A 14,492-nucleotide genomic window follows, 5' to 3' on the forward strand; every position below is an offset into this window, starting at 1 on the left:
GGTCGAGAGTGGCCGGTCTCGGCTACTCCTCGGTGTCCTCGAAGGGGTTCTCGACGAGCGCGTTGGAGTGGGAAGCCGAGTCGTGGGCCAGCTGGCCCGGGTCGGCGATCGGCGCGAAGACCTGCTCGTTGTCCATGAACTCTCCTTGTTCGTAGGGGAGATACGCCGTTCGGGTGAACGTCGTAACGGTGACACTAATGGAACTGATTTTCATATTCTAGAGCCGGAAGAGGGTGATCTGGGTAACACACCGGCCAGCCGCCCTCGGGGTCCCGGCCGACCCGGCCGGCCACGTTCAGCACCTCCGCCAGCAGTCCCGGTGTGACGACTTCTCCCGGCGTCCCGTCCGCCACCACGCGACCGTCGCGCAGGGCGACTATGCGCTCGGCGAACCGGGCGGCGTGGGCGAGGTCGTGCAGCACCATCACCACGGTGAGCCCGCGTTCCTCCCGAAGCCGGACCACCGTCTGCATCACATCCAGCTGGTGGTGCAGGTCCAGATAGGTGGTCGGCTCGTCGAGCAGCAGGACTCGGGTGTCCTGGGCGAGTGCCATGGCGAGCCGCACCCGCTGCCGCTCCCCCCCGGACAGCGCGTCGACGTCACGGTCGGCCCACCGCTCCACACCGACATCACGCAAAGCCCGACGCACGACGGGGTCGTCGCCCTCGCGCAGCATGCCCAGCGGGCCACGTGCCGCGTACCGCCCCTGCCGCACTAGGTGACGGACCGTCATGCCCGGTACGGCGGGAGCCGACTGGTGCAGCAGCGCCACCCTGGCCGCCGTGGCCCGCCGGGAGAGCCCGGCGAGGTCGTCCCCGCCGAGCAGGACACGCCCCCGGCCGGGCCGCAGCAGCCCGGCGGCCAGCCGGAGGAGGGTCGACTTGCCGCAGCCGTTGAGGCCGATGAGGGCCGTCAGCTCGCCCGGCCGCACGGTCAGGTCGACGCCCCGCAGCACGGGCCGTGAGGGATAGCCGAAGTGGACATCCTCCATGTGGATGCCCATGGACTTGGTCATGCTCGGTCCTCCGTCGGTGTCAGAAGGTACGGCTCGGCGTACGGCGTACTACGACCAGCAGCAGCGCGGCGCCGAAGCACGCGGTGAGCGCCCCGACCGGAAGTGTGAGCCGCCCGGAATCCAGCGTCGCGGCGAGCAGCCGCGAGGACAGCTGTGCCGCGGCGTCCGCCCCGCACACCACGACCGCGCCCAGCAGGGCCGCACCGGGGAGCCCCACCCGCAGGTCCGCGCCGAAGACGGCCACGGCCAGATGCGGGACCAGCAGTCCCACGAAGCCCAGCGCTCCGACCGCGGCCACGGCCCCTGCCGTCAGTGCCACGGCGCACAGCAGGGCGAGGGTCCGCGCCCGCCGGGCCGGGAGGCCGACGGACATGGCGATGTCGTCGCCGCAGCGCAGCAGGGTCAGCGGCCCGGTCAGCAGCCACGCCGCGACCCCCCAGACCAGGGCCCAGGGCCACAGCAGGTGCCAGTGCTCCCACACCCGGCCCTCCGTCGTTCCCACCAGCCACTGCACAACGCTCCCGAGCTCCCCCGGCTCCACGAGCAGCACCATGGCGGTGAGCCCGCCGAGCACCGCGGAAACCAGCACTCCGTGCACGGCGGTCCGGGCGGGATCCCCGTCTCCCCGGCCGACGAGCAGCCAGAGCAGCAGCGCTCCGGCGCATCCGCCCGCGCACGCGGCGAGGACGACGGCCAGGGGCGACTCCCACCCCGCGAGCCCCAGGGCCGTGGCCGTGACCGCACCGAGAACCGCCCCCGGCGTCACGCCTGTCACCTCCGGCCCGGCCAGAGGGTTGCGCAGCGCGGACTGCAGGATCAGCCCCGCCACGGCGAGGCACGCACCCGCGCCGAGGGCCACCAGCATTCTGGGAAGCCGCAGTTGAAGCAGGATGTGACGTTCCGTCGCGTCGCCACCACCGCTCAGCACGTCCCAGACGGCGCCGGGGGACATGCCGCGCCCGGCCACCAGTTCCAGCACGGCGCACACGACGGCCGAAACCGACAGCGCCACGAAACGCCACTTCACCGCGCTTCCTCCGTTCCAGTCGCCCCGTCGGGCGGTGGCACTGTGCCGCGGCCGCCGGGTTCTCCCCGGCTGCCGCTCCCCCGGCCTCCGTCACGAGGTGCTCCGGCGGCCGCGCCAGGGGCGCCGGGGCGCGCTCCAGGCACCGGCGTGCGTACCGCGGCCACTCCGGTCCGACCGCCCACGGCCGTCCGGTCGCGGCGACGGGAACGCATCAGGGCGATCCCGGCCGGCACCCCCAGCAGGGCCGTCCAGGCACCGGCCGGTGTCTCCACGGGCGCCAGCGCCAGCCGGGCCGGGACGTCGGCGACCGTCACGACGACGGCGCCCCACGCGGCGGACCAGGGAAGCCAGCGCACCGCTCCCCCGGAAGGGTTGAACCATCGCGCCAGGTGCGGGGCGAGGAACCCCACCCACGCGACGGGTCCGCACACGGCCGTGACGGGCGCGATCAGCACGACGGCGATGGCGAGCGCGGCCAGCCGCGCACGCTGGGCGCGCACGCCCAGCGCCTCGGCATCCTCGTCACCCAGGCGCAGGACCGAGAGCACCGGCGCACAGAGCACGAGGGCGGGCACCGCGACGAGGAGCCACGGCCACAGACCCGAGACGTCCTCCCATGTCCGGCCGGAGAGGGAACCCAGCAGATACCGGTAGATGAGCTGAAGGTCCAGCTGGTCCGCCATGACCATCAGGACCAGCAGCGCGGCCTGCAACGCGGCTGCCACCGCGGCACCGGTGAGCAGCACCGCGGACGGGCTGCGCCCCAGCCCTGCGGCGAGCAGGGTCAGCCCACCGCCGAGCGCGGCCCCGCCGAGGGCGAGCAGGGGCTGGACCGCGGCGGGCAGTGACAGGGTCAGCACCAGCGGGGCGGCCACCCCCAGCGCGGCCCCGGACGAGACGCCCAGCATCTCGGGTACGGCGAGAGGATTACGGAGCGCCTCCTGGAGGACGAGTCCCGCCGCCCCCAGACAGGCTCCCGCGATCAGCGCCAGCACCAGGCGCGGGACGCGGAGTTCGTTGACGACGATCCCGGCCAGCGTGGTGTCTCCGTCCAGCACCACACCGACGAGCCGATGCGGTGGGACGTACGGGGTACCGAGGCAGAGCGCACAGGCCGAGGTGACGGCCAGTACCGCGATCGCCAGGAAAGGCTGCCAAGACCGTGCGGTCCGTGCGCTCCGGCCGTCCTCGTCTGTCCCATGACCCGCCGCAGCGGGTGTCAGGAGGGCCGCCTTCACCGCAGTGCGGCCGTGGCCTCGTCGAGCACGATGCCCAGCGAGCGGGTGCCGCGTCCCTTGGCCCACGCCTCTGCGTCCACCTCATGGACGTCGCCGTTCTTCACCGCCGGGATCTTGCCCCAGAGGGGGTTCTTCGCCAGCTTCTCCGACAGCTTGCCGTCCGTCCCACCGAAGCTCATCGTCTCGACGAACAGCACGTCGACGTCCCGGGCGAGGATCTCCTCGAGGCTGTAACTTCCCTCCACACCACGGGACTTCCAGGGGTAATCGGCGATCTTGGGGAGCAGGCTGGCGGCCACGTCACCTTCCGGGGTCGCGACGCCGAAGTTCTCGTCACTGCCGTAGATGATGAGGGCGGTCTTGTCGCTGGGGGCTTCCTCGGCTTCGGCGAGCTTGGCCCGGAAGACCCTTTCCGCCTTCTCCCCCTCGGTGGTGCGGCCGGTGAGGGCGGCGGTGTCGCGCAGGTAACCCACGCTGTCCTCCCACGTCTCGGGCTGCATGGCCCAGAACGTGGTCGCGCCCTTCAGGGCCGGGGTGAGCTTGCCATGGGTGTCCCCGAGGCCGATCACGAGGTCCGGCTTGTGGGAAAGGATCGCTTCCACCTCCGGGGCGATGAACCCGCCGGGGATGACGTCGACCTCCTCGGCCTTGGCCTCCCCGAGGAAGCGGGGGTGAGGGAGCAGCGCACTGTTGGTGGCCGTCGGGACGATGCCGAGCTCGGTCAGGATGTCATCACAGAGTGCGAACAGGCAGACGATGCGCTCCGGTTCCTTCTCCAAAGAGATCTTGACGCCGTTGACGTCGGTCAACTCCGTCGTCGCCTTGATGGGTTCGACAGTGACCTCGGTCCTCGGGGCGGGCTTCGCGTCGTCATTCACGGCCTCGTCGGAGGACGAACCACAGCCGGCCAGGACGGAACCCACTGCTACCGCGGTGAGCCAACTACGGACGAATCTGGACGGTGCGCGCAGCATGGAAGCCCTCGCTTCTCCTCAGGAACCTGGAACGCACCGAAGATACATGATAATCATTTTCATTCGACCGGAATGCTGGAGGACACATGCCCGCCGCCGCCCCCGCACTGCTCGTCTCCGACCACGTGGCCGGCTCCGTCAGCGTGCTGACCGTGCCGGACGGCACCGTCACGGGACACCTCACCGGGCGTCACATCTCCGAGCACGCAGGGTTCTTGGCCCTTCCCGAAGGACGGGTCGCCTGTGTCGACGAACGCCGGGGAGAACTGCTGGTACTCAACCCCTTCGGCGACGAACTCGTGGAAGCCGCCGTCCCGGTGGCCGTGCCGGCCGAGCATCTGGCCTGCGACCCCTCCGGACGCCGGCTGGCCGTCACCACCGGCCTGGGCAAGAACACCGAGCCCTGGTCGGACCTCCTGACGGTCGTCGACCTCGCCACCGGGGAGGCCGCACGGGTGCGTACACGTGTGGGTGAACCAGGCGTGACGGTCCTCGGCGGTGACGACCCGCTCGTCGTACTGCGGCACCGGCAGCCCGGCGCGCTGGCCGTCCACCGGTTCGCGGATCTGCTCACGGCCCGGCCCGGCTGCCCTCCGGTCACGCCCGACACACTCCTGCCGCTGCCCGACGACGGTCACGGCGACGCACAGGACCCCCGCTCGGGCCGCACGTTCGCCGCCACGAGCGAAGGAGTGCACCCGGCGCGCAGGACGGGTGGCGGACTGGTGGCCGAGGCGGTCATTCCGTGGGAGTCACCCGCCCGGGGCTGGTACCTACGCCTCGACACCCGCCGGCGGGCGTTGTGGACCACGCTGCGCGGTGGCGATCCGGATCCGCTGCGGTGGCCTGACTGGACGAACCAGGCGTGGCGCCACGACCTGGCGACCGGCCGCACCCACCTCGCAGACCTCGGCCCGGGTCTGGTCTTCCGGCTGGCCTTCGCCCGTGACCACACGGCCTTCACCCGCATCCACCCCGACGGCGACGACCTGGTTCTCCTGGGCGCCGACGACACGCCGCGCCGCGCCCCCCTTCCCGCCATGGACGGCGCACCGCGCCGCGGCGGCACTCCGTGGGAAGGCGTCCAACGCCGAGCGGTGGCAGCCTCGCCCGGCTCCGACTGGGTGGCTGTCACACGGGGCGGCCACGGAGAAGTGCATGTCTTCGACGCACGGACGGGTCACGAAGCGACCCGCCTGAGGACGGGCACGCCCCTGCACCACGGAGGCCACCTGATGATGTGCGGCCGGGAGGACGGCACCGACGGCGACCCCGTGGGGCGCTGAAGGGGCGCACGAGGTGACACCCCCGCCCGCGCAACACGTCCAGCCGGCCGCACGCACGACCGGCGCTCCCGGCCGGCCACGACGGCACCGCCCGGGCGCAAGGCGCAAGGCACGGGGAGAAGAGCGGCCGCGCACGCCCGCACCGCCACGAAGCCCTTGCTCCCGGCCGCTCCTCCCACCGGCCGTCCGGCAGCGATCGACAAGCAATTGGAATTGACTATCATTTTCATATAGCGTTCGTCTCCCCCGACGACCCAGGAGGTCTCCATGGCAGTCCCGAAGCGGAAGATGTCCCGCAGCAACACCCGCCACCGCCGCGCCCAGTGGAAGGCGACGACACCTCAGCTCGTGCCGGTCACGGTCGACGGCTCCGTCCATCAGGTGCCGCAGCGGCTGGTGAAGGCGTACGAGCGCGGCCTCCTGCACCCCGAGGACTGATCCTTCATGACGCAGGGCCTTCTGCCCGTCACCGTGCTTTCCGGCTTCCTGGGAGCCGGAAAGACCACTTTGCTCAACCATGTCCTCGGCAACCGCGAGGGCCTGCGGGTCGCAGTGATCGTCAACGACATGAGCGAGATCAACATCGACGCGGCACTGGTGCGCGGGGGTGAGGCGGCACTCTCACGCACCGAGGAACGCCTGGTCGAGATGACCAACGGATGCATCTGCTGCACCTTGCGCGACGACCTGCTCGAAGAGGTGGACCGGCTCGCCCGTGAGGGGCGCTACGACTACCTGTTGATCGAGTCCAGCGGGATCTCGGAACCGATGCCGGTGGCGGCGACCTTCTCCTTCCCCCGCGACGACGGGGCGACGCTGAGTGATCTCGCCCGGCTGGACACGATGGTCACCGTGGTCGACTCGGCCGGCTTCCTCCCTGAACTGGCCGGAGGTGACGGCCTCGCCGAGCGCGGACTCGACCAGTACGAGGGCGACGAGCGCACGGTCAGCGACCTGCTCATGGACCAGATCGAGTTCGCCGACGTCATCGTGCTCAACAAACTGGACCTCGTGGACGAGCGAGAGCGTGAGCGACTCCACGCCGCGCTCAACCGCCTCAACCCTGTGGCCCGGATCGTGCCCGCCCGCCATGGCCGGGTGGAACTATCCGAGGTGCTCGGTACCGGCCTCTTCGACCTGGAACGGGCCCAGCAGGCCCCCGGGTGGGTGCGTGAGCTCAACGGGGACCACATGCCGGAGACCGAGGAGTACGGCATCTCCAGCACGGTCTTCCGGTCGGAGCGTCCCTTCCATCCCGGCCGCCTGTGGAGGTTCGTCACCGACGGGCTCGACAGCGGCCGGTACGGACAGGTCCTGCGCTCCAAGGGATTCTTCTGGCTGGCCAGCCGGCCGAAGGTGACCGGTCTCTGGTCGCAGGCGGGCTCCGTGGCCCGCTTCGAGCCGTCCGGCGCACGTGATTCCGGGACCACGCAGGGTCAGGAACTGGTCTTCATCGGCACGGACCTGCGCACGGAGCCTCTCCATGAAGCCCTGTCCGCGTGCCTGATGTCCGAGGGAGAGGCACGGCCCGCGGCCGATCTCTTCCCCGAGTGGGACACGTACGGCATCGACGACGCGTGTGAGCACGAGCGCCCGGACACGGTGGCCTCCCACCGCTGAACTCCGGACCGGACGGTGGTCGCAGCCACGGCATCGTCCGGTCCGGTCCGCACCCGTGTACAGGCGGGCCCCGTCGGCCAGGACATCGGCCGACGCCGGAGTGCCGCCGGCGACAGCGCTGAGCAGCCCCCGGAAGCGCCGGTTCCCGCCGAACGGGGTGGAGCGACGGCAGGCCGGTGACGCTTCGGAAGGTCACCCGGCAGAGGCGAGGCAGGGGGGGAAGCTGTCAGCCCTTCTCCACTCGCGTGGCCCGGCGCGCGGACACGGCGAGTACCTGTCGCGGCGGCAGCGCGCCGCACACCCTCGGACCCGTGACGAGGCCCGTGCCGTGCGCCCCGGTCCCCCGGCACCCGGGAGACGACACGACGACGGTTCCGCGGCTCCGGCACGTCAAGCGGCGCTCGTGAGCCGGCGACAGGTGCCGGTACGCCTTCGGCCCGCTGCCCGCGTAGACCGCTTCCCGCCGCCCCTCCGCATCCGCAGCGGATAGCGCCCGGTACACCGCGGTGAGGCCGATGCGGATTCCCTGCTGACCCGTCGGCGCGTGGAGGACCTGAGCACTCGAAAACCCTCCGTCGCCCTGGAAGACGGCCAGCACCTCGGACCTCCGGCCCGCTGCGTGGCGGTGTCCGGTCCCATCGGACACGGCAGCCGGCGAGGCGGCGCCCCTCGTCGCCTCCTCACGTGCGGGCGGGTACAGCTGCTGGTCACGTCAGCTTTCCGGAGGCGCCTCGCACACGGGCCGCCCGAAGAACGCCCGGGGTTCTGGCGGCCCGTCACCACAGTGGCGGTCCGCGCGTCCGCGACCGCATCCATCGCAACTGAAAGGGTGGCCATTTCCAGCTGAAGCACCGGACTCACCTCACCTGCACACCCACACCCACACCCCCGGCGGACCGCCGGGTGGGGCTGACGCGCACCACCGCCCGCCACCTGTCTCCGCCGGAAAGCTCCGGCCCCACCCCGCCGAGTTGCTTTGGCGCCGCCAGATGTTCGACCGACGGTCCGCGAACAAGCGCAGCGAGCGAGAAGAGGCCGTCAGGGCTCCGGGTGAACGGTCGTCTGACCATTCGAGAGGTGGGGCCATTCGCTCCGTTCCCCCGGGACCAACGAACCCCGTTCAAGACACGCCGCCTCTCCCCGGGATGCGCCCCCGCCCCTGCGCGACCGCACGGCGCACGCCTCGGACCCGACGAGCGGAGCCTGCCGGTGGCGGGTGGCGTCACGGCTCACCGGCCGCACCACCACCCGCCATCAGCAGCGAGGTGTCACCAGGAGGACTTGGTCACTCCGGGAAGGAAGCCGGCATGCGCCTGTTCGCGCACCCGGACCCGGGACAGCCCGAACTTCCGCAGATGACCGCGGGGACGACCGTCCACGCTGTCCCGGTTGCGCACCCGGGTGGCACTGGCGTCGCGCGGCTGGCCGCGCAGCTCCTCGACCGCGGCGAGCCGCTCGGCCTCCGGGGTGCCGGGCCTTCGGATGATCCGCTTCAGCTCCGCACGCCGGGCGGCGTACCGCGCGACAGTCGCCCTGCGCTTCTCGTTCTGCGCGATCTTGCTCTGCTTGGCCATCAGACCTTCACTCCCCTCGCCCGGATGCGGGCGACCGCCGCCTCGATGCCGATGGTGTCGATCAGCTTGATCGCCCTGGTGCTCAGCACCAGGCGCACATGCCGTCCCTCACTGGGCAGCCAGTAACGCTTGCGCTGGACGTTCGGATCGAACCGGCGCGACGTGCGCCGGTGCGAGTGGGAGATCTTGTTGCCGAAGCCCGGCTGTGCACCGGTCAGTTGGCAGTGGGCGGACACGAGGTTACCTGCCTCTCATCGGGTCGGACCCCATATTGAAAATGGAAACCATTGCCATATAGTAGCGGCATGGCTCGCAACGAACTACGCCCGATCATCAAGCTCCGCTCCACCGCGGGAACGGGCTACACCTACGTCACCCGAAAGAACCGCCGGAACGACCCGGACCGGCTGGTGCTGCGGAAGTTCGATCCGCTCGTCCGGCGCCACGTCGACTTCCGCGAAGAGCGCTGACACCGCCGCTCCCCCATCCGCCCTCCTCCGAACCCCCCAGGACACCGCCATGAAGCCCGGAATCCACCCCGCCTACCGCCCCGTCGTCTTCCGCGACAAGGCCGCCGACTTCGCCTTTCTGACCCGTTCCACCCTGACAAGCGACCGGACCGTCGAGTGGGAGGACGGCATCACCTACCCGGTCGTCGACGTGGAGATCTCCTCCGCGAGCCACCCCTTCTACACCGGGACCGCCCGCGTCCTGGACACCGCAGGACGCGTCGAGCGCTTCGAGCGACGCTACGGCCGCCGTGAGGGCCGGTGATGGAGGACAGGAACAAGCTCCCCGTCGTGATCGTCGGCGGGCTGCACTCGGACGCGCGCCACCAGGTCGTGGAAGGGCTGCTGAGGGACGTGCCTCACAGCGTCGCGCTGCACCACGACCTGGCGACAGCGGAGAAGGGCACGGTGCGCCGGACGGTACGAGACACCTCCGGAGTACTCGCCGACGGCGAGGCTCCCTTGGTGAACGACTGCGCCTGCTGCGCCCTGCGCGAGGACCTGATGCCGGAACTGGAGCGCCTGGCGGCCGACGGCGCGACCCGGACGGCCGTCGTCGAGCTGTGGGACTCGGTCGAGCCCAGGACGATGGCCGAGGTCATCGCCGCACACGGTGAGGGCGTGGTCGAGGTGACCGGTGTGATCACCGCCGTCGATCCCGCCCTCGTGCTGCCGTACCTCGTCAACGGCGACGACCTCGCCGAGGCGGGCCTGGCAGCCGCGGCCACCGACCAGCGGACCGTCGGTGACACCTGGGCCCGGCAGCTGGAGTACGCGTCGGCAGTCGCCCTCGTGGAGGACGGCCGGGGGGACGAGGAGGACCGGGCACTGATCAGCCAGCTGCACCCGACCGCACCTCAGGCCGCGGCCGGTTCGAAGGAGCTGACGAAGCTGGCCCTGGCGGGGTTCGACGTGGAAGCGGCCGGCGCCGGCCAGCATCCCGCCTGCGCTCTGCTGCCCCAGGAGGCCGAGGAGGCCGGCGTCAGCACTCTCGTGTGGCGCAGGCACCGTCCGTTCCACCCCGGGCGCCTGTACGACGCGCTGGAGGACCTGGCTTGCGCGGCCGCCCGCAGCCGGGGCCGGTTCTGGCTCGCCGACCGCCTGGACACCCTCCTGTCCTGGGACGCGGCGGGGGGCGCGCTCTGTGTCGAGAGCAACGGCCCCTGGCTCGCGTCCTTGCCGGATGCCGCATGGGACATGGTTCCGCCGGTCCGGCGAGCGGCCGCCGCACTGGACTGGCACCCCGAGCACGGCGACTGCTGCCAGCACCTGGTCTTCGTCTCACCCGGCCTCGACCGGGAGGGGCTGACCGCTCTGCTGGACTCCTGCCTGCTGACCGACGGCGAGTACGAAGCGGGCCGCACGGCGTGGAAGGACCTGCCGGCCGCCTTCGACGCACTTCTCGACCCGGCCCACTGACCGCCTCACACACCCGCACACCCGGCCCCGTAAGGAAAGACCCATGGCCCGACGCCAGGAACCCCGCAAGCCCGCGAAGGACCGCCCGAACCCCCTCGACGCGGCGAAGATCACCTACATCGACTACAAGGACACCGATCTGCTCCGGAAGTTCATCTCCGACCGGGGCAAGATCCGCAGCCGCAGGGTCACCCGGATCAGCGCCCGGCAGCAACGGCAGGTCGCCGCAGCGGTCAAGAACGCACGCGAGATGGCGCTGCTGCCGTACACCGCTTCCGGCAAGTGATCCGCGAACCGGGACAGTCGTCACGACAGGTGACGTCCGAGGGCTCCGAGTGCTGATCCGAAGCTCCGGCGGCACGCCCGGAGGTGCCCGCACCTGGACGGGCATATGCTGCGAGATATGCCGGACATGTCCGCTCTTTCCCTCCGGTGGGTGCGTCCGGTGCCTCCAGGACAGCGAACCGGCGAAGGAGTCAGCGAGATGTCCACGACCACGGCGCACCGCCCTCATCCCGCGCACACGCACCAGCACGCCCCGGGATGCGGCCACGTGGCGATCCCGCACGAGGACCACATCGACTACGCACACGACAACCACCTGCACCGTGCCCACGAGGACCACGTGGACGAGTGCGTGAATCCGGCGCACTCGGTCCACGAAGCGCACGAGCACCGGCACGGACAGGACTGCGGCCATGTCGCCGTGCCGCACGAGGACCACGTCGATTACGTCCATGACGGCCATCGGCACGCCTCGCACGAGGGGCACTGGGACGACCACTGACCGGCCCTTCCCGCCGGCCTCGGCCGAACGGGTGACATCCGCGCATATGACAGGCGCCGGTGCGGACTTCCGTACCGGCGCCTGTCGCCGTCACGTTCATGCACGAAGCAGGCATGGAGGCCGCTCGGCCTGGACATCATGGATACGACAATCATCCTGCCGAGCCGACCCATCACCTGTGGCGACGCGCCGACCAGTGCACACGACAGTCGAGCCTGTCGCTGCCCCGCTGAGAGGCGAGTGCCGCTGGTGGCTTCCCCTTTGTTCCTGGACCCGAAGCTCGAACCACCCCTGAAGTCCTTACTGGCGGCCTCCCGCCTGCTGCACGGCCTCGTGGACGGGCTGGGTTCACCCCTCAACGTGGTGGTTCCGGACCGGATCGCCGCGAACGTCGCACGGTTCCGGTCCGTGTACCGCCGCCATCACCTGGAGGGGGAGATCTCCTTCGCCCACAAGGCCAACCGGTCGAGCGCGCTGGTACGCCGGCTGGCGACCACCGACGCGACCATGGATGTCGCCTCGCTCGGCGAACTGCAGCATGCACTGGCCTGCGGGTTCACCCCTGACCGCATCGGTGCGACGGGGCCGAAGGAGCCGGAGTTCCTCTGGCTGGCCGCACGCACCGGCGTCACGGTCAACGTCGAGGGACACGCTGAACTGGCCTCACTCGCCGCGCTGGTGCGCCGCCACGGGCTGCCCCCGGTGAGGGTGTTGCTGCGGCTGTCGGACTTCTCCGGCACGGCGGCGAAAGTCCTCAGCCGCCGCAGCCGGTTCGGCTCCCCCTCAGCCGAGTTGACCGGTCTGCTGGATGCCTGCGAGCGGCACCACGACGCGGTGGAGGTCATCGGCGTCTCCTACCACCTCGACACCACCAGCCTCGAGGAGAAGGCCCTCGCCCTGGAGGGCTGTGTACAGGCCATGGACGAATGCCGGGCCCGTGGAATGCGTCCGCGGGTGATCGACGCCGGGGGCGGGTTCGGGGTCAGTTATCTCGCCGACGGAGCCCAGTGGGAGCGTTACACCAGCCAGCTGACCTTGGCGGCCATGGGCCGACGCGGGGCTCTGGCCTGGCGCGGCCACACGTACGGGCTGAGCAGTGAGGGGGGGACCCTCCGCGGGAGCCTGGACCTCTACCCCTCCCATCGCCCGCTCGCCGGGGCCGACTACCTGGACGAGCTCCTGCGCAGCCCCGCCCCCACGCTCGGAGGCCCGCTGGCGACCCTGCTCCTGGAGAACCTGTACGACCTGTGCATCGAGCCGGGCCGCGCCCTGCTGGACCAGTGCGGGCTGACCTTGGCACGCGTGCTGGAGACGCGGCTCGAGCCGGACGGCACGCACTCGATACGCCTGGCGATGAACGCCGACGACTGCGCCCTCGAGGAACACGGCATCCTCCTGGACCCGGTCGTCCTCCACCGGGGCGAGCCCTGGGAGGCGAAAGCGGGCTCCGCGGAATCCTTCGGCGTACACCTCCACGGCAATCTGTGCCTCGAGTCCGACCTCATCACGCGCAGGCTGGTCTTCCTCCGCCGCCTGCCGGCCCCGGGCGACCTTCTGGCGTTCCCCAACACAGCCGGGTACTGCATGGATTTCAACGCGCACCGCGCTCAGCAACACCCCCTCGCCCGCAAGGTGGCGGTTCAGCAAGGTTCCGGCGGCTGGCAGTGGCGTCTCGACGATCAGTACTGGCCCATACATTCCGCAGAGGACGACGCACATGAGGTATGACAGCATCATCGAAACCGTCGGTGACACACCCTTGGTGCGTATCGACCCTCACGTCCACGGCCTGCAGAACATCGACCTCTACGCGAAGCTCGAGTTCTGCAACCCTTTCGGTTCGCTGAAGGACCGGGCAGCATGGAACATGGTCCGGCCCGGCCTCGCCTCGGCGGTCGAACAGGGGAGCCAGATCGTCGAGTTGTCCAGCGGAAACACCGCCAAAGCGCTTGCCGCCATAGCCGGGATGCACGGGATCGGATTCAAGAGCGTCACCAACCGGATCAGGATTCCGGAAGTGAAGGAGATGCTTCTCCTGCTGGGCGCCGAGATCGAGGAGCTGCCGGGGCAGACCGAATGCCTCGATCCCACGGACGCGGAGGATCCTCTGACCCTGTTCCACCGCAGCCTCAACGAACCGGGAAGCACCTACCTCCACACCGATCAGTACTACAACGCCCGCAACCCGGAGGCCCACGAGAACGGCACCGGTCCCGAGATCGTGGCGGATCTCGACGGCCGGGCCCCGGACTGGTTCGTCTCCGGTGTCGGCACCGCCGGCTCCTCCACCGGTGTGGCGCGCGCGTTACGGGGACACAATCCGAAGGTCGCCGTGGTCGGGCTCGTCGCGGAGAAGTCGGATTTCATCCCGGGCATCAGGAACATCGACGAGGTGCAGGAGGTAGGGATCTTCGATCCCCTCACCTACGACACCATCGAGAAGGTCACCTCCTCCGAAGCCATCGACGGAATGCTGACGCTTGTCCGGCGGTGCGGAATTCTGGCCGGACCGACCGGCGGAGCCGCCTACTCCGGGGCGGTCCGGCACCTTCGGGACATCGGGCCGCAGCTCACCGAGCCCGCGACAGCCGTGTTCATCGTGTGCGACCGCGTCGAGAGTTATCTGAGTTACATCAGGAAGCGCCGTCCCGAACTCCTGGGCCGGCGGCCGCGGAACAATTCCGCCACGTCCGTGTCCCCCGCGGATCTGCACGCGACCGCTGCCGTGGGAGTCACCGAGGCGCAGAAGTGGATGGCCGAGGAGAGGCCGCTCGTCGTGGACATGCGCAGCCCTTACGCTTATGCGGCCCTGCACATCGAGGGGTCGATCAACATCGTTGACGAGCTGTTCGAGGATCTCGTCCGCGGAGGCCTGCCGTTCAGCAAGTCCCAGCCGGTGCTGCTCGCGTGTCCCGTCGGCGAGAGGTCCCTGCAGTACGCGGCCCTCCTGACCCGCATGGGCCATCCGGACGTGCGCAGCCTCGCCGGAGGCATCATCGCCTGGCGCGACGCCGGCGCACCGCTGGTGCGGGAGTGACGCCC

General features: G+C 70.5%; 17 protein-coding genes. 10 read left to right on the plus strand and 7 right to left on the minus strand.

Features of this window, described 5'->3' with window-relative positions:
• Positions 1–22 precede the first annotated feature (22 nt).
• The 5 genes from amiA to ACF1FZ_RS24275 form a co-directional block, all read right to left on the minus strand.
• Positions 23–136: a streptamidine family RiPP gene (gene amiA, locus ACF1FZ_RS24255; RefSeq protein ID WP_241270818.1), complete on the minus strand. Its 114-nt coding sequence runs from the start codon at positions 134–136 to the stop codon at positions 23–25.
• 58 nt (positions 137–194) lie between these two features.
• Positions 195–1,016 (minus strand): ABC transporter ATP-binding protein, encoded by an 822-nt coding sequence (locus tag ACF1FZ_RS24260; protein WP_391775496.1) that lies wholly within the window; start codon positions 1,014–1,016, stop codon positions 195–197.
• 19 nt (positions 1,017–1,035) lie between these two features.
• The gene (locus tag ACF1FZ_RS24265; protein ID WP_391775497.1) at positions 1,036–2,043 is read right to left on the minus strand and encodes a FecCD family ABC transporter permease; all 1,008 of its coding nucleotides are present in this window, start codon (positions 2,041–2,043) and stop codon (positions 1,036–1,038) included.
• A complete protein-coding gene (locus ACF1FZ_RS24270) occupies positions 2,040–3,173 on the minus strand; it encodes a FecCD family ABC transporter permease (protein WP_391775635.1) in 1,134 nt (377 codons plus the stop codon). Before ACF1FZ_RS24270 ends, ACF1FZ_RS24265 begins: the two co-directional genes overlap by 4 nt.
• A gap of 104 nt (positions 3,174–3,277) precedes the next feature.
• Positions 3,278–4,255 carry an ABC transporter substrate-binding protein gene (locus ACF1FZ_RS24275; RefSeq protein ID WP_391775498.1) on the minus strand — a complete coding sequence of 326 codons (978 nt, stop codon included), beginning with the start codon at positions 4,253–4,255 and terminating at the stop codon, positions 3,278–3,280.
• An 86-nt stretch (positions 4,256–4,341) separates the two neighbouring features.
• Between ACF1FZ_RS24275 and ACF1FZ_RS24280 the strand changes: the two genes are divergently transcribed.
• From ACF1FZ_RS24280 to ACF1FZ_RS24290, 3 genes are all read left to right on the plus strand, one after another.
• Positions 4,342–5,541, plus strand: coding sequence for a hypothetical protein (locus ACF1FZ_RS24280; protein ID WP_391775499.1), 1,200 nt, complete (start codon positions 4,342–4,344; stop codon positions 5,539–5,541).
• 267 nt (positions 5,542–5,808) lie between these two features.
• On the plus strand, positions 5,809–5,979 hold the full coding sequence (gene rpmF, locus ACF1FZ_RS24285) for a 50S ribosomal protein L32 (protein ID WP_359414710.1): 171 nt from the start codon (positions 5,809–5,811) through the stop codon (positions 5,977–5,979).
• Positions 5,980–5,985: 6 nt separating this feature from the next.
• Positions 5,986–7,161, plus strand: coding sequence for a GTP-binding protein (locus ACF1FZ_RS24290; RefSeq protein WP_391775500.1), 1,176 nt, complete (start codon positions 5,986–5,988; stop codon positions 7,159–7,161).
• A 1,268-nt stretch (positions 7,162–8,429) separates the two neighbouring features.
• Here ACF1FZ_RS24290 and rpsN read toward each other — a convergent pair.
• Together rpsN and rpmB are read right to left on the minus strand one after the other, a co-directional pair.
• Entirely contained in the window at positions 8,430–8,735 is a 306-nt protein-coding gene (gene rpsN, locus ACF1FZ_RS24295; RefSeq protein ID WP_391775501.1) for a 30S ribosomal protein S14, read from the minus strand.
• Positions 8,735–8,971, minus strand: a complete 237-nt coding sequence (gene rpmB / locus ACF1FZ_RS24300; RefSeq protein ID WP_391775502.1) for a 50S ribosomal protein L28 — start codon at positions 8,969–8,971, stop codon at positions 8,735–8,737. Before rpmB ends, rpsN begins: the two co-directional genes overlap by 1 nt.
• Positions 8,972–9,040: 69 nt before the next feature.
• On the opposite strand from rpmB, the gene rpmG reads away from it, so the two are divergent.
• The 7 genes from rpmG to ACF1FZ_RS24335 all read left to right on the plus strand — a co-directional run bounded on the left by rpmG (position 9,041) and on the right by ACF1FZ_RS24335 (position 14,487).
• A complete protein-coding gene (gene rpmG, locus ACF1FZ_RS24305; protein ID WP_033303001.1) occupies positions 9,041–9,205 on the plus strand; it encodes a 50S ribosomal protein L33 in 165 nt (54 codons plus the stop codon).
• 49 nt (positions 9,206–9,254) lie between these two features.
• Positions 9,255–9,509: a type B 50S ribosomal protein L31 gene (locus ACF1FZ_RS24310; RefSeq protein WP_391775503.1), complete on the plus strand. Its 255-nt coding sequence runs from the start codon at positions 9,255–9,257 to the stop codon at positions 9,507–9,509.
• On the plus strand, positions 9,509–10,663 hold the full coding sequence (locus ACF1FZ_RS24315) for a CobW family GTP-binding protein (RefSeq protein WP_391775504.1): 1,155 nt from the start codon (positions 9,509–9,511) through the stop codon (positions 10,661–10,663). The genes ACF1FZ_RS24310 and ACF1FZ_RS24315 overlap by 1 nt, the downstream gene beginning before the upstream one ends.
• A 43-nt stretch (positions 10,664–10,706) precedes the next feature.
• Positions 10,707–10,949 carry a 30S ribosomal protein S18 gene (rpsR, locus tag ACF1FZ_RS24320; RefSeq protein WP_391775505.1) on the plus strand — a complete coding sequence of 81 codons (243 nt, stop codon included), beginning with the start codon at positions 10,707–10,709 and terminating at the stop codon, positions 10,947–10,949.
• 198 nt (positions 10,950–11,147) lie between these two features.
• Positions 11,148–11,450, plus strand: a complete 303-nt coding sequence (locus tag ACF1FZ_RS24325; RefSeq protein ID WP_391775506.1) for a hypothetical protein — start codon at positions 11,148–11,150, stop codon at positions 11,448–11,450.
• Positions 11,451–11,699: 249 nt separating this feature from the next.
• Positions 11,700–13,178: a Y4yA family PLP-dependent enzyme gene (locus ACF1FZ_RS24330; protein WP_391775507.1), complete on the plus strand. Its 1,479-nt coding sequence runs from the start codon at positions 11,700–11,702 to the stop codon at positions 13,176–13,178.
• Positions 13,168–14,487, plus strand: coding sequence for a pyridoxal-phosphate dependent enzyme (locus tag ACF1FZ_RS24335; RefSeq protein ID WP_391775508.1), 1,320 nt, complete (start codon positions 13,168–13,170; stop codon positions 14,485–14,487). The genes ACF1FZ_RS24330 and ACF1FZ_RS24335 overlap by 11 nt, the downstream gene beginning before the upstream one ends.
• The last annotated feature ends 5 nt before the right edge of the window (positions 14,488–14,492 follow it).

This window comes from Streptomyces sp. NPDC014623 (genome assembly GCF_043088245.1).
Taxonomy (GTDB): domain Bacteria; phylum Actinomycetota; class Actinomycetes; order Streptomycetales; family Streptomycetaceae; genus Streptomyces.

Coding starts and splice junctions, on each gene's coding strand:
- ACF1FZ_RS24310 (WP_391775503.1), top strand. CDS start 9,255: ATGAAGCCCGGAATCCACCCCGCCTACCGCCCCGTCGTCTTCCGCGAC.
- ACF1FZ_RS24325 (WP_391775506.1), top strand. CDS start 11,148: ATGTCCACGACCACGGCGCACCGCCCTCATCCCGCGCACACGCACCAG.
- rpsN (WP_391775501.1), bottom strand. CDS start 8,735: ATGGCCAAGCAGAGCAAGATCGCGCAGAACGAGAAGCGCAGGGCGACT.
- ACF1FZ_RS24315 (WP_391775504.1), top strand. CDS start 9,509: ATGGAGGACAGGAACAAGCTCCCCGTCGTGATCGTCGGCGGGCTGCAC.
- ACF1FZ_RS24290 (WP_391775500.1), top strand. CDS start 5,986: ATGACGCAGGGCCTTCTGCCCGTCACCGTGCTTTCCGGCTTCCTGGGA.
- rpsR (WP_391775505.1), top strand. CDS start 10,707: ATGGCCCGACGCCAGGAACCCCGCAAGCCCGCGAAGGACCGCCCGAAC.
- ACF1FZ_RS24335 (WP_391775508.1), top strand. CDS start 13,168: ATGAGGTATGACAGCATCATCGAAACCGTCGGTGACACACCCTTGGTG.
- rpmG (WP_033303001.1), top strand. CDS start 9,041: ATGGCTCGCAACGAACTACGCCCGATCATCAAGCTCCGCTCCACCGCG.
- amiA (WP_241270818.1), bottom strand. CDS start 136: ATGGACAACGAGCAGGTCTTCGCGCCGATCGCCGACCCGGGCCAGCTG.
- rpmF (WP_359414710.1), top strand. CDS start 5,809: ATGGCAGTCCCGAAGCGGAAGATGTCCCGCAGCAACACCCGCCACCGC.
- ACF1FZ_RS24280 (WP_391775499.1), top strand. CDS start 4,342: ATGCCCGCCGCCGCCCCCGCACTGCTCGTCTCCGACCACGTGGCCGGC.
- ACF1FZ_RS24260 (WP_391775496.1), bottom strand. CDS start 1,016: ATGACCAAGTCCATGGGCATCCACATGGAGGATGTCCACTTCGGCTAT.
- ACF1FZ_RS24275 (WP_391775498.1), bottom strand. CDS start 4,255: ATGCTGCGCGCACCGTCCAGATTCGTCCGTAGTTGGCTCACCGCGGTA.